Source organism: Vibrio sp. 10N.261.55.F4 (genome assembly GCF_041470465.1).
Lineage (GTDB): Bacteria > Pseudomonadota > Gammaproteobacteria > Enterobacterales > Vibrionaceae > Vibrio > Vibrio crassostreae_C.
Genome location: NZ_JBFRMM010000040.1, coordinates 1 through 14,767, shown reverse-complemented (window position 1 = coordinate 14,767; position 14,767 = coordinate 1). Strand labels below are relative to the sequence as shown.

The window sequence follows — 14,767 nt, the reverse complement described above, 5'->3', positions numbered from 1 at the left end:
AGGGGGCGTCATGGCGAAGCCAACACAAGCTCCCAAATCGCAAGGCCTTGATCCACGACTGTATTGTGATTATTCAAGGTTAGTGCGAATTCAGGCTCAAGCTGAGTCGTTTTCACTGTTACCTCATTTAAAAGCGGGCAGCGTACTTTCGGGCAGACATAACTCTTTGTTCCGTGGTCGTGGTTTGAACTTCGAAGAATTACGTCATTACCAATTGGGTGATGATATCCGTAATCTCGATTGGAAAGTTACGATGCGAACGGGTAAGCCTCATGTTCGTAGCTATACCGAAGAGAAAGACCGTAATGTGATGATCTGTGTCGATCAGCGCAGTTCGATGTTCTTTGCGTCTCAAAACACCATGAAATCTGTTGTGGCTGCCGAAGTGGCGGCATTGTGTGGATGGCGAGTGCTGAAAGATGGTGATCGTGTCGGCTTCGTTTTGGCCTCGCACCAAAAACTGTTTCATACCAAAGCTCAACGTTCTCAATCTGATTTGTTGGCTCAGCTAAAACATCTTACCAAAGCCAATCAAAGCTTAGGCGTCAATGTAAGTGATGGCGATAATGTTGGTTTTAGCCAGTGGATTGAACTGATCAAACGAATGAGACTCAAGCAATCAACCTTGATATTCATTAGTGACTGGCGAGACTGCCGAGAACAACATCTCGATCGACTAAAGCAGTTACAGCAACACAACGATATCTTGGCCATTATGGTCACCGATTCATTAGAACAGTCATTGCCTCAAGATCTTGCAAGCGCAAACTGGGTGGTGGGTGATGGTCGCTTTCAACTTAATCTGGATAGCCAATCTAAGGTTAACCTCGCAAGTGAAAGCCTTGCCCAAAAAGCGGCACTTCAGAAACTGTCCCTTGCTAAATTGATGGCGATGAAAAACCTCCCTTATATAGAATTAGACACGTCGGGCAATCACATATCACAGCTGCAGAAACTAGTGGGAGGGCGCTAAATGGCTGTTGAACATACTCCCCCAAGTACCTATATCCTCCGCGAACTGCACGATGTAGCGATTCCTGACAGTGTGAGCTGGGCTCCTCAAACGATCGGCTGGAAGATCCTTGGCGTTATTCTGTTATTGGTCGCTATCTATCTGGCTTATCGCTTGGCGTTAAGGTGGTGGAATAACCGTTATCGCAAAGAAGCGCTTCAAGAACTCATGGTACTGGATGCAAGAGACAAGAACTCAACCGAACGAACCTTTAAAGTCCTCAAAGTGGTGCTTCGTTACCTAGACAGCAGTAATGCCAAGTTGTTTGGCCAAGCTTATGTGAACCGTTTGAACGCTTATCTGCCTGTTAGCACCAACACGAGTGAAAACAGCAATGCGTTCTTTGCCGATGAAGTTTCGGAATTATGGATGCAAAGCCTAATTGACTCTAATGTGCGTTTGAGCTTTGAACAGCGTTTAGAGGTAATTCAAACCGCGATGATGTGGCTAAAACTTCACAAGCCGAATGTACAGGTAACGGTTGAGGGGCAAGACAATGTTTGATGTTTTATCTGCCAGTTTTGAATTTGCGCATCCGCTGTGGTTTATTGCGCTGCCTTTACCGTTGTTGGTCTACTTTGCGGTGCCAGCTTATCGAACTAAGCAAATGGCGATTAAGGTGCCATTTTTTCGAGAATTGGTAGAAGCGATTGGGGAAGCACCGTCAGAAGGTGCAAGCCAGTTAACTCCAAGCTGGTGGCAACGAACCACGCTCATTATTACTTGGGTATTGGTCGTGTGTGCGTTAGCGAAACCAACCATTCTTGGTGAGCCACAGGTTCGCGAACAATTGGGTCGTGATGTGATGGTGGTGGTCGATTTATCTGGCTCAATGGCAGAACAAGACTTTACCTCTAAGCGGGGCGATAAAATATCTCGTTTGGACGCGACCAAAGAAGTGCTGGCTGATTTTGCGACTACACGAAAAGGGGATCGACTCGGTTTGATTCTTTTTGGTGATGCAGCGTTTGTACAAACACCGTTTACAGCTGACCAAAATGTCTGGCTTGAACTGCTTAATCAAACCGATGTCGCGATGGCAGGGCAAAGCACGCACTTAGGTGATGCAATTGGCTTGGCGATTAAGGTGTTTGAACAAAGCGAAAAGCAAAGTGCTGCCGTTCAAGATTCAAGTGTTGATGCCAAGGAAAAAGAGAAAGTAGTGATCGTACTAACCGACGGTAATGATACGGGAAGCTTTGTTGAACCGATTGATGCCGCCAAAGTTGCGAAGGCGAAAGGCGTTCGTATTCACGTGATCGCCATGGGTGACCCACAAACCGTTGGTGAAGTGGCTTTGGATATGGAAACCATCAAACGAGTGGCTCAAGAGTCTGGTGGCGAAGCGTTTGAGGCACTTAACCGCGACGAACTGACCAAAGCCTACGCTCAGATTGGTGAGCTAGAACCACAATTATATGAAAGTACCACTTATCGTCCTAAACAGGGGCTGCACCACTATTTGATGGCGATTGTTGTAGTGATGTATTTGACCGCATTCAGCTTAGCAACGATACGCCGAAGATCGCTGCTCGCTTCTTCTGTTAAGAATTTGAAAGGAGAGAGTGATGCCTGATTCTCTCACGATACAACAGTTTTTTACCCAGTTTCATTTTATCCGACCATTGTGGTTGTTGGCCTTTATTCCAATGTTTTTCCTGTTATGGGTTCGTTGGAGAGAAGAGACCAAACCAACGTGGAAAGACATTATACCTGCACATTTACGTGATGCATTGACGATTGGCGAAACAGGCTGGCGCAAGCAACTGCCGTTGAAGCTATTGGTGGTAATTGTGACTATCGCCATCATTATCTGTTCTGGCCCAACATGGCAACGTGAAGCATCGCCTTTTGGTGAAGACAAAGCGTCGATGTTGGTTGTGCTTGATAATAGTGAATCTATGCTTGCTAAAGATTTGCCTCCAAGTCGCTTGGAACGATCTAAGCAGAAAATTAGAGACTTATTGGCAGCTCGCAAAGGCGGTAATACGGGCTTAGTGGTTTATGCAGGCAGCGCACACGTGGCGATGCCCGTCACGCAAGACAGCAAGGTGTTTGAACCGTTTCTAGCGGCTATCACACCCGATATCATGCCTGTTTCAGGTAAGTCAGCAGAGGAAGCACTGCCACTGATTAATCAGCAACTGTCTGGTGAGTTAGGCTCTTCTGTACTGTTGGTATCAGATGGTGTAAACCCAAGCACCATTAGGGCGTACGAGAGTTTCTTTAACGACAATCCGTATCAGTTGCTCATTCTCGCCGCAGGAAACAGTAATGTGGTGAGCGATAACCCTGTCGACCTAGATTCACTGCGTAACTTAGCGAGTAAGACGGGTGGACGAGTGATTGAAGTGACCGTTGATGATTCGGATATCCAACAACTGAACAGAGCGGTTGAAAGAAACATGCAGCTCAACGGCGAATCTTCAATGCCTTGGAAAGACATGGGCTATGGACTGCTTATTCCAATGGCTTTCATTATGTTGCTATGGTTCAGAAAAGGGTGGTTGGTGCAGTGGTGTGTCGTTGGTTTGATGATCACAAGCAGCATGTATTCACCAGACACTTTGGCGAAAACAGTCAACTTAACCGCTGAGAAACCAGTTGTGGTGGAGTCGGTTACTACTTGGGACAAAACAGCTCAATGGTGGTGGGACTTATGGTTAACGCCTGACCAACAAGGTCAACGCCTGTTGAACCAGAAAGAATACCTTGAAGCGGCAAAACATTTCACCGACCCCATGAGAAAAGGTGCGGCTTACTACTATGCTCGTGATTTTAAGCTCGCTCACAGTGCGTTTTTGCAAACCAAAACTGACCTTGGTTTGTACAATGCAGCGAGTGCGTTAGCTAGGCAGCGTGAATACCTTGCCGCACGAGACCTCTTGAAATCATTAAGTGAGAAAGAGGATCTGTCACCAGAACTAAGAACGGATGTGGAGAACAATCTTGCTGTGCTTAGTGGAATTGTCGAAGAGGTAAACCGAACCAGTGAAAGCCAGTCTGGAACCACAGATGGCCCTGAAGAATCTTTAGAACTCGAAGACGATCAGCCGCGAACGGGTGATGGCGCTGAAGAAGAAACGGTAGCGGAATTGATGCTTAAGGAAACACTTAACGCGAATGAGATTTTGGGCAGCCAAGAGCTTGCCGACAAGTGGTTAAAGCGAGTAGAAGCCGATCCTAAGTTCTTCTTGAAATCCAAATTCCAAATTCAGTTAAGAGATCCTGCGCCTTCCATCGAACAAGCGTCAAAACAGGAGCAAACGCAATGAGTCGATATGATTTAGCTCTTGAAGCGATTCAATCAAAGAGAGTGCGATTCAGATCCCATAAGTGGCTACTGTCGATGATTCTTATATTGAGTTGGTTTTTTCCTTTTGTTGCTTCTGCTACAGATATCTTCGACCTCCAAAAAAGTGGTGACGTTGAGCTTATCGCTTGGGTAGGGGAAAAGCCAAAGTCAGGCGATAAGATAACGCAGACTAAAGTGAGCGTTAATGATCAGGTAATTCTGAACATTGAGGTGGCGACGCCGCGTTGGTTAACGGGAGGGACTCGAATCGGCAGTATCGAAATCCCTAACGTGATCGCTAAGCAACGTAACCAACTCGCGACTAATTACACGGAACGGGTCAATGGCACTACATGGTCGCGTCAACGATGGGAAGTGACACTTTATCCGATGACTTCTGGCGAGTTTGTCATTCCAACCGTGCCGGTTCGTATCCAAGTTTCTGCTCCTGATGGTTCAAACGTGGGCGGTACGCTTTACACGCAGCCGATTAAGTTTGAAGCTTCGTTGCCTTCAGGTTTACTCGATAATGAAACGCCTTGGTTTTCTGCGACAGAAGTAGATATAGAGCAGCAATGGCAACGCTCAAGTGAAGAGCTAAAAGTTGGCGATGCTATTACTCGAACTATCACGATTAAGGCAAAAGACAGCTTTTCTGTGTTGCTGCCAGATGTGCTAACCAATAAGTCCACTAAGCAGTTCCAAGCTTACCCACAGCCCAACCGTTTGGATGACACTCAAGAACGTGGTGATTATCGCTCAAGCCGAGTTGAACAGACTGTATATGTGATTCAGCAGGGTGGTGAGTTTACGCTGCCAGAGTTTTCATTTCAGTGGTGGGACAGCAAAAATCAACGCCTTGAAAACGTGGTGATAAAAGGCGAAGTGTTTGAAGCCAAACACACAGTCCAATCTTTCATCAAGGCCTACATGTCGGTGTTTATTAGTGTTGGTTTGGCGTTGTTGGTCTGCATTGCGTTGATTGTTTCGGTTAAGCGTTACTACGCAAACCGCCCAACACCGAGTTGGCTGGTACTACGTCGTTTAGTTAAGCAAGGTAATTGGGCTGCATTAAGAACCTTTATCTACCGTCAATTGCGAAACCAAACCTCTCAGTTAGAACTGAATAAAGTGCAACTGGATAAAGCGCAACATGGTAAATCAAATGGACAAAAGCGTTGGCTAGAAGATAGCGAAGCCCTTCAACAAGGATGTGAAGATAAAAACGTATTCACTCGTTTATGGAAAGGGTTACGTAACTTGCCCAGTGACACATCAAACTCAAGCAATTCTCGTTCAATTGCCGCTCGCTTGAAAATCCCTAAAGCCTTGCCAAACTTAAAAGATAGAACTAAGTAGCAAACTTTAGTTATTCGCATCGAACATAATCGGCAGGTTCTCTACTATGGGGAACCTGCTTCTTTAATATGGAACTGTATGAAAAGTACCGAACTAAATCTAATTCCTATATTTGTTGCTATCTATGAAGAGCAGAACTTATCTAGAGCTGCTAATCGCATGGATATAAGCCAACCAGCAGTGAGTAAAGCACTTGCAAGGTTGAGAGATATCTATGATGAGCCACTGTTTCATCGCACCACATCAGGCGTAGAGCCAACCACATTCGCTATTGATATCTATCCTGCAATGGCCGCTGCACTTAAAAACTTTACTTCTACCTTATCCGCATCAAGAGACTTCGATCCTAAAACCTCAGGCCGCGTGTTTTCCATTGCCTGCGTCTCGGCGGCGAGCTACGAAATGATGCCAAAAGTCATGCGGTTAATCAGCCAAGTCGCACCAGGTATCGCGTTAGAGGTTCATCCTCTGTTTACCGAAGACTATGAGTCTGATTTAAGGCTGCAAAGACACGACGTGATTGTTGATATGACGCCTAAAGGAAGAACCATGCTTAAGCACGAGGTGATTTCTACAGAAGAGCTGGTCGTGGTGTGTAGTAGTGATCATCCTACGGTTGGCGATACCATCGATATGGAACAGTTCTTAGCACTCGAGCATGTGGTGGTCTCTAGGTGGCATGCGCGCAAAAGCTTATTAAGCTCTGAGCACTATAGTGACCTTGAGAAACGTAGAATCGTGTATCGCGCAGCGGGCGTTGTAGAGATGCTTCCTGTTATCGAAGGCTCTGAGTACATCGGAGTAATGCCTATTTCATCAGTGCGTTGTTTTGCTGAAAAGTACGCGGTAAAAACACTACCATTACCCTTCGAGTTGGAAGACCTCGATATGTGTATGATTTGGCATCCAAGCCGTACTAATGAACCAAGCCATAAGTGGTTACGAGCTAAGATCAAAGCGGCAGCAAAAGAGTTATCAAGTTAGCCTATACAAGGACATAGCCATGGACAGCATTCGCGTGATTTTAAACGGAAAGAAAGCCAATATCCCGGAATTAAGGCAAGCCACCTTTGCGGCGAGGGACAATGATATTGACCTGCAAGTTAGAGTGACTTGGGAATCGTCGGACATGTTTCGTTTGGTAAGCGAGGCAATATGCGATGGTGTTAAGCGTCTGATTGTTGTCGGTGTCGATGGAACGGTGAATGAAGCCGTTAACGCGCTCAACCTGTTCCGTGCCAGTGAAAGACCACAACTGGCGCTTGTCCCAATGGGCACTGCGAATGATTTTGCTACCGCAACGGGAATACCTAACGATATTTCGGGTGCTTTTGAACTAGCGCTGGAAGGCAAGGCGTTTGCGGTGGATAGCGTGCGTGCGAATGACCGCTATTTTATGAATGTCGCTGCGGCGGGTTTTGGTGCTGAAGTCACAGCTGAAACGCCAGTCGAGCTTAAAGATTTTCTCGGTGGCGGTGCGTATACACTAACAGGTGTGGTGAAAGCACTTGGCTTTAAGCCCTACAGTGGCACGTTGCCCATAGACAAAGGCAGCTTTACCGGCGAGATCCTTGTTGGTGCTTTTTGTAATGGTCGCTTAGCGGGTGGAGGACAAGAGTTAGCACCCAATGCATTGATTGATGATCGCTGTTTACCCAGTCGGGTATCGAGCTATCACGCGCCACCATGGCAAGGTGGGTTATCCAAGTCAGTGAGAAGTTCGCCCCGCTGTATGTGGCCTTGAAGGAGAACCTACTTCAACAAGTGGTGGTTCAGGTGGATGAAACGCCGCTCAATGTGCTCAAAGAAGAGAAGCAGTGTTATATGTGGCTTTACTGCTCAGGCGCTGACTCGCCCGAAGCGGCACTGCCGAATGTGAAAAAATCGCCTTGTACGACTATCAAAACAGTCGCGCGAGGGTGTGCCCCGTGGACTTTTTAGGTGACTACAACGGTTATCTACAAACCGATGGCTACACGGCTTATCATGGTCTGCATCACGTCACTAATGTGGGGTGCTTAACGCAAGTTCATGGACGCGAAGAAGCTTCAAGGGGAAGGTAAATCGGGCAAGGCTGATAAAGTGCTGGCTAAACCCCAAAAGCTCTACGGGATAGAATCACGCTTAAAAGGTGCGCCTGCCGAAGAACGCAAAGCAGAGCGTTAAGCGTATGCCAAGCCGATACTGGATGAGCTTTACCAATGGATGACAACCCAGAAGGTGATAGGCTCTAGCCCACTAGGCAAAGCAATAAAGTACTAGCTCGGGCAATGGCCTAAACTCATTCGTTATATCGACGATGGTCACTTATCTATCGATAATAATCGCGCTGAACGCGCAATTAAACCGCTGGTTATTGGCAGGAAAAATTGGCTATTCTCCAACACACCAAACGGTGCTGATGCGAGCGCGATGCTTTACAGCATCATCGAGACCGCGAAAGCCAACGGTCTTATCCTCTAAGACTACATGGTCAAGTGCATGAAAGAGCTGGCGAAAGCAGAGCCTGATATCGACGCACTTCTACCTTGGACCTCTTCGGGTCAAGTCAAAACAGACCTCAACAATATTGGCTTTGGCCTCGAAACTTACGTTTGGTGCTAGCTATGCCATCAGACTCTAATAACATATTTGGGTTCTTTGATGAGTTTGAAGCTTCAGAAGGAGAGTCACAGCAACCCCCTATAGAGCTGTTTCAAGAACCCGTTGAAATTTTATCAACCCTAGATAGTCAGCCAAATAAGGTACAACAAGAAGTCTTTGTGATAAATAAAAAGCGACATCCACTCACGGTAGTGAATATATGTAGGGTCACGTCCTGCATAAGCGATTTATTCAAATTTAAAGAGTGAATTAATATCGCACCATAAAGAAAAAATACTTCAAATACTCCAGAAATGAGCATGGCTGAGCATAGGGATTCTCAGGTTTGATGATACCAATATCAGGTCAGATGGCCGAACACATTTATGGGTACAACCATGAATTTAACGCATCGCTCACTCATGGTTATCGCTATCACTGTTGCTCTTTCTGCGTGGGGTAGTGATGAAACCAGCTCACGTCCTATTAAGCCAGAACCGCTTCAGACATTACCAACAGAGCAGGTTTCAGTATCCATCGGGGACGCGACTCTTTTCGCAAATAGAGAGTCTGTTGTGATCAATACCTTAGCAGGTGACGAGCAACGCGTATCCATTGAAGCGTTTAAAGGAATCACTTACGCCGATCAACAACGTTTTCAGCACAGTCACTCCGTCAATTAGAAGACAATGCTGATAGCGCTATAGATGCGACACAATTTAGCGCCGTGTGCCCACAGCTTAAAATAACCCAGCAAGAGCAATCTGAAGATTGCTTGAATCTTAATATTTGGCGTCCTTCGGAGATCAATGGTTCAGAGTCATTACCCGTGTATGTCTTTATTCATGGTGGGGACTTTGAATATGGCGCAGGTTCTGATACCGACATTAACGGTGATACCGTCGTGGCTAAAAGATACCATTCGATATACGGGTGGCGTTGGCGCTGGAAAGGCGAACCTCGATATTTTCAAAGAGTTCAGTATAGGTGCGTCGTACAACAAAACGATTCAATTCGGCACAAAAAACTCGGGAGTCGCTGCGCTTCAGCAGCTCCAGTTTCGAGTGGCAAACACACCATTGATGCTGGGTGTGAAACAGATTATTGGCCAGAGCTCGGTAGAGTTTGAGACCAGTAATGAAGATGTGAATAACGCTATCAATGGCGTTATTCAATATTTTATGGGCGAAAGCTCGGTGACCTCTGGGCTGGGTGTTGTCGCGGAATACGATAATGCGATTGATAATCGTTGGACCGTTTCTGCGTTTTATGGCCTGGGTAAAGCGACAGTAGAGGGCAGTCTGTCAGACGATGAAAGTGTCGATGCGTATGGTGCTGGATTTCGCTATCAGATAGCTTGCCGATATGGGTTACACATGGGGGTAGACCTCTCTTTTAGTGACGTTGACAGCGCGTTTTATATAACGGTTGGCAGTGGATTCTAATGATGGAAAGGTGGGTGTTAGTCAATCGATTGATTTTTCTACATGCAGCATAGTTTTCATAGCAATCATGAACTAGTATTTTTTTACAACAAACATAACAGGTATCAATATGAAAAATTACGACCCAAATGAATTGGACGCTACGCAAGTATTACTTGATGGTGTCGATACAGATAAACGTTCGACTTTGACTAAGTTAGCGGTTGGGGCTGCGGCACTGCCTTTTGCCTCTGTTTTACATGCAGCCCCTGAAAAACTGGTTGGCCAAAACATCAAACTGATGCCTAACGAGAAAGGGCCATTTGATATCGTTATCGAAAATGGCCGTGTTGTTGATCCTGAAACTGGACTCGACGCAATTCGTCACGTCGGTATTAAAGGTAAGCGTATTGCTGCAATCTCAGACAAAAAGCTGCAAGGCAAAACAATCATCGATGCTGAAGGTCTCGTGGTTGCACCTGGCTTTATCGATATGCACGCTCACGGACAACAACTTCCTGCTGCCCGTGCTCAAGCATTCGATGGCGTAACCACCGCTCTTGAGATGGAATCTGGTCTATTCCCAATCGGAACGTACTACGATATTACTGCTGCTGAAGGTCGCCCGATTAATTACGGCGCTTCTGTAGCATGGACTTACGCTCGTATTCAAGCAAAAGAACCTACGATGCCTGCTCCTGATGGTACGATTGTTTGGTTCCAGAAAGCTTTTTCTAAAAACAATTGGCAAAATACCCTAGCAACCCCAGATGAATTAAAACAAATTCTGGGCTCGGTTGAGCAAGGTCTTAAAGAGGGGGGCTTAGGCATTGGTATTAACGCGGGTTACGCACCAGGTTATGGCCACAAAGAGTACTATGATCTTGCTAAACTAGCAAAACGCTATGAAGTACCAACCTACACTCACGTTCGTTACCTAAACAGCGCAGAGCCACAATCAAGCTTTGAAGCATACCAAGAACTCATTAGCCTGTCGGCGACAACGGGTGCACACATGCACATTTGTCACCTCAACAGCACGTCAGTACAAGATATCGAAGATTGTGCCGATTTAGTTCAATCCGCCATTGATCAAGGTTTAGCCGTTACTACTGAAGCTTATCCTTATGGTGCTGGCTCTTCCGTTATTGGCGCAGAAGTTTTCCGTGGTGACGATTGGTTACAACGTTGGGGTGTACCAAGCGCTAGCTACATGGAAGCGAATGGTAAAGCACTAAACCAAGAAAAAGTCACTGAACTACAAGCATCAGCGCCCGGTACCGTGGTTGTCATGCACTTCTTAAAACCCGATGAGAACAAAGAAGATCGCGCAAAAATGGATCGTTCAGTATTGTTCCCAGGTGCAGCTATCGCATCTGATGCAATGCCTTGGATGGATGATAAAGGTACATTAATAGAAGGTGATGTATGGCCGCTACCAAGTAACGCAATAGCTCACCCTAGATCGATTGCTTGTTTCTCTCGATTTATTGAAAAATATGTCAATGAATACAAAGCCGTAACACTAGTAGAAGCGATGGAACGAACGAGCTTAAACGCATGTCGTATTCTTGAGGATGCTGTGCCACAAATGGCAAATAAAGGTCGTATTCAAGTAGGTAAAGATGCTGATTTAGCTATTTTCAAACTTGATGAAGTAAAAGCCGTTGCAACATTTGATAAACCAAATGCCCTTTCTACAGGCATGAAATACGTACTTGTAAACGGGACACCTATCATTGAAGCTGGTGAACTGCTGCTAGACTCAAACCCAGGTGAAGCGGTTCGTAACAAAGTGACGGGCTAAGTTCTCCTGACTTAAGAGGTTGGGCATTAGCTCAACCTTTTTTATTGCTTACCGAGTAAATATAGACAACGAAAACCGAAAGAGAGCATGCTATGAGCAAGAAGCCTATTCCAGTAACAATTTTAGCCGGATTTTTAGGAGCAGGGAAAACGACCCTACTAAACCATATATTAACCAATGCAAATGGAATGCGCATGGCTGTGATCGTCAACGACTTTGGTTCAATTAATGTTGATGCTGAGTTGGTTAAATCTAAGAGTGAAAACATGATCAGCCTAGAGAATGGCTGTATCTGTTGTAACCTTGCAGAAGGCCTCGTCGTTTCGGTAATGCGTTTACTCGCATTAGAGGAACGCCCAGACCATATTATTGTTGAAACTTCAGGTATTGCAGAACCCAAAGAAGTGGCACTTCAATTTGAAGATCCGGAACTGCAAGCACACGCACCTTTAAATGCAATCGTGACGACGATCGATGCGGAAAACATTCTAGGGCTAGAAGGCCCAATGGAGACGTTGTCGAAGCAGCAAATTCAAGTGGCGGACATTGTTCTGGTTAATAAAGTTGACCTAGTTGATACGGATAAACTAGAGCAAGTCAAAGCATGGTGCCGTGTACAAGCTCCGTTTGCTAAATTGATTGATATTTCATTCGGCGAAGTGGATTTACCTATCTTATTTGATGCCCCTGAAAGTACACGCTTTGTCACTAACAAAATAGCGGCTGATCAAAAGGAATGCCAGCACCATGATTGTCATGATGAGCACTGTCATCACGTGAACCATGATTTCGAAACATTCAGCTTTGAAACTGATCAACCGCTTAATCTACAAAGTTTGTATCCTCTACTGCAACAGTTTTCAATTGATGCTTATCGCATGAAGGGTATTTTAAATTTAACCGATCGTCCTGATCATCGCTGTGTATTTCAGTGCACGGGCCAGCGAGCCAATGTGACGGTTGGAGATGCATGGGAAGATGATGAATCTCGTTCGTCACGGTTAGTCTTCATTGGACCTAAAGGTGGCCTTGATAAAGAGAGTATGCGTAAAAAACTGAACGCACTGGTGGCGTAGTTAGAACGGAAATGGAGTAGATGGCAAGCCTATCAACCTAGCGCTTGCCTATACCTAGCTTACCTCCGCCTAGTTTGCATTGACTCATCCTAAGTATCCTTATCTTATTGAATTATTGGCTACTTTCGATTCTATTCGGTTTTTCCAAATCCATATTGCTCATTCCCCTCGCCATCTGAAACAAAATAGTCTTATCGATTTTCGAGACTCTGTTCATCAGTACCTTCTCAGAATCGGTTAACGCCAAAAAGCAGATAAAGACTCAATCGTGGGTTATTGGGGCATGTTGATCAGCGATTGTTAGATCGATGGTTAGTCCTCAATGATGGAATCAAAATGACGACTAAATATAGAATAAACCATGATTTGTCCCGCCATAATCGCGCCAAACATCAGCAAGGCGGACAGACCAATATTCGGAATGGGTAAAATGGAGGTCGCAAAGAAGGACTCACTTGCTCCGACAATGATTCGACTACCGGGGACAAGAATGATGATCCCTTGAATAATGTATATGAGTGGTGGAACGTGACGCAATTTTCCCATCCCCAACCCGTAAAGCGTAATGAGTATTGTGCTTACCCATGTACCTACAACCCAATCGGAAGTAAACCAATGTGGCCCCCACATGCCAATCGCCGCGACAGGAAGGCCTAAGAGAATTTCTGTCATACTTGCGTTGAAAATAAGGCCAATAGCGACAGAAATCCCGATCAGTGCGGTGATATGAAGAACGAATGGGATTTCATCAATAAATACCGGTACCGATAATGGTTGATTGATTATGTTGGCTAAGCCTAACCCCATAACAATGCCGATGAATATTTTCATTACTATGAGTGCGCTTTGTGCAAGCAGTTCGATACCTGACCGAAAGTCATTGAGAGCAAGACTGGCTAAGCCGTTGGTGACGGTTAACCCAGGAATAAAAAGGACAATGGAAGAAATGCACAGTGCCAATGTTGGTAAGCCGGGAACCTGTGCCGCTATCATACCGGTTAAAAAACTGGCTACTAAGGCGACAAAGAACTCGACAAGAATGCTTCTTGGCCCAGTCAGGAAAATTTGTGCTAGCCAGGCTATAGCGCCCAGAATAATGGATAAACCGACCGCCAGATAAGTACTGCCAACTAACATTAAATAACATGGCGGAAGCAATAAATTGGCAAAGCACAAGGTACGATTCGAGTAGGTTTCTGAACCTTCGTAATGGGAATGAGTCGAAAGCCCTTTAAGCGTTGCGACTAAATCACGTAAGTTAACCGAGGGTGGTTTTTTGTTTTCCATCACGACTTTTTGCGTGGGTTGCTCAAAAATAGTGATGACTTTTGTCGGGGTCACATCAATAGAGACATCAATGTTCTGGCGTTTTGCATAAGCTTGAGTGTATTGAGCTACCGAGTAAGGCGCGCAACCAGATTGATGTAATCGGTCCGAAAAGCTCAAAATTTCTTGCTGGCATTGTTCGATATGATTTGTTTGTTTCATTCTGTTTGTTTCTCAATCACCAAGGCGATATATGTTTGAGGGGCATTCTAATTCAATAGTATCCTCATTCAAGCGTAACCAATAGTCGTGTATAGAGGACGGGCCCCTACAAACGAACAAGGCAATGGTTAAAAAGATAGGATTCATTGAATGAGAGGTTATCAGTTTATCGTTGAGGTAAATCAGTCATTGTTGAAGCTGCAACCTCAAAAATAGATCCGCTCACGCAGCTATTTGAAGGCGTAAAACTCCAAATCCATGAGGTGATTGATTTAACTCTGAGGCTTTTAGAAAAGCTCGGTAATGAGTAAAGGAAACTAATATTTAGGAAATGGAAGCGTAAATAAGATTGATGATGAGCGTTAGAATCACAACTAGAATGGAACCGACATAAGCAATTTCAATAATGTTTGAATCAATCCAGTTGCAGTATGCTTGAATTGCTAAACTCAGTTTGTTTTTCATAATGGCCTTTGGAAAATTAACCGAAATCTACTGTAAATAATAGCTTATTATGAGTGAGCTTTGGTGACGGTTTCAAAGGTTCCTTAGCGCTAACAGTGTGATTGCGGCGCTCACGTATTAACAATATCGTCCCGTGGGTTCATGGGGCGGATACAGTCGATAAGGTTTAAGAGCAGAAAATTGGGGTAAAAAAGAGCCGCTTATTTGTGGTTCATCGCGGCTTTCCAAGAAGTAGTCTGTATCTCGATACCCATACCC

The 14,767-nt window shown here is 45.2% G+C and carries 12 protein-coding genes and 2 pseudogenes; 13 read left to right on the top strand and 1 reads right to left on the bottom strand.

From position 1 onward, the window contains the following. The first annotated feature begins 10 nt into the window (after nt 1-10). From AB4249_RS18340 to AB4249_RS18280, 13 genes and pseudogenes are all read left to right on the top strand, one after another. The gene (locus AB4249_RS18340; RefSeq protein ID WP_017066900.1) at nt 11-973 is read left to right on the top strand and encodes a DUF58 domain-containing protein; all 963 of its coding nucleotides are present in this window, start codon (nt 11-13) and stop codon (nt 971-973) included. Next, nucleotides 974-1,516, top strand: coding sequence for a DUF4381 domain-containing protein (locus tag AB4249_RS18335; protein WP_372104284.1), 543 nt, complete (start codon nt 974-976; stop codon nt 1,514-1,516). Continuing rightward, nucleotides 1,509-2,588 (top strand): VWA domain-containing protein, encoded by a 1,080-nt coding sequence (locus tag AB4249_RS18330; protein ID WP_372104281.1) that lies wholly within the window; start codon nt 1,509-1,511, stop codon nt 2,586-2,588. Before AB4249_RS18335 ends, AB4249_RS18330 begins: the two co-directional genes overlap by 8 nt. Then, nucleotides 2,581-4,287, top strand: coding sequence for a VWA domain-containing protein (locus tag AB4249_RS18325; protein WP_171733651.1), 1,707 nt, complete (start codon nt 2,581-2,583; stop codon nt 4,285-4,287). The genes AB4249_RS18330 and AB4249_RS18325 overlap by 8 nt, the downstream gene beginning before the upstream one ends. Next, nucleotides 4,284-5,666, top strand: coding sequence for a BatD family protein (locus AB4249_RS18320; RefSeq protein ID WP_372104278.1), 1,383 nt, complete (start codon nt 4,284-4,286; stop codon nt 5,664-5,666). The genes AB4249_RS18325 and AB4249_RS18320 overlap by 4 nt, the downstream gene beginning before the upstream one ends. Nucleotides 5,667-5,744: 78 nt before the next feature. Further along, nucleotides 5,745-6,650 carry a LysR family transcriptional regulator gene (locus tag AB4249_RS18315; protein ID WP_017064697.1) on the top strand — a complete coding sequence of 302 codons (906 nt, stop codon included), beginning with the start codon at nt 5,745-5,747 and terminating at the stop codon, nt 6,648-6,650. Nucleotides 6,651-6,669: 19 nt separating this feature from the next. Continuing rightward, complete coding sequence (locus AB4249_RS18310; RefSeq protein ID WP_372104275.1) at nt 6,670-7,410, top strand: YegS/Rv2252/BmrU family lipid kinase; 741 nt, start codon at nt 6,670-6,672, stop codon at nt 7,408-7,410. Beyond that, a pseudogene (gene tnpC, locus AB4249_RS18305) lies at nt 7,311-8,270 on the top strand (IS66 family transposase); the annotation flags it as partial. The gene AB4249_RS18310 and the pseudogene tnpC, both read left to right, overlap by 100 nt. 377 nt (nt 8,271-8,647) lie before the next feature. Beyond that, nucleotides 8,648-8,932 (top strand): hypothetical protein, encoded by a 285-nt coding sequence (locus AB4249_RS18300; RefSeq protein WP_017062010.1) that lies wholly within the window; start codon nt 8,648-8,650, stop codon nt 8,930-8,932. 44 nt (nt 8,933-8,976) lie between these two features. Then, a pseudogene (locus tag AB4249_RS18295) lies at nt 8,977-9,099 on the top strand (carboxylesterase family protein); the annotation flags it as partial. After that, a complete protein-coding gene (locus tag AB4249_RS18290) occupies nt 9,059-9,694 on the top strand; it encodes a hypothetical protein (RefSeq protein ID WP_372104272.1) in 636 nt (211 codons plus the stop codon). The pseudogene AB4249_RS18295 and the gene AB4249_RS18290, both read left to right, overlap by 41 nt. Before the next feature lie 109 nt (nt 9,695-9,803). Continuing rightward, nucleotides 9,804-11,480, top strand: a complete 1,677-nt coding sequence (locus AB4249_RS18285) for an amidohydrolase family protein (RefSeq protein WP_372104269.1) — start codon at nt 9,804-9,806, stop codon at nt 11,478-11,480. 92 nt (nt 11,481-11,572) lie between these two features. Continuing rightward, on the top strand, nt 11,573-12,556 hold the full coding sequence (locus tag AB4249_RS18280; protein ID WP_017041051.1) for a GTP-binding protein: 984 nt from the start codon (nt 11,573-11,575) through the stop codon (nt 12,554-12,556). A 312-nt stretch (nt 12,557-12,868) separates the two neighbouring features. On the opposite strand, the gene AB4249_RS18275 is transcribed toward AB4249_RS18280, so the two are convergent. Next, nucleotides 12,869-14,044, bottom strand: coding sequence for a threonine/serine exporter family protein (locus AB4249_RS18275; protein ID WP_017037876.1), 1,176 nt, complete (start codon nt 14,042-14,044; stop codon nt 12,869-12,871). Between the last annotated feature and the right edge of the window lie 723 nt (nt 14,045-14,767).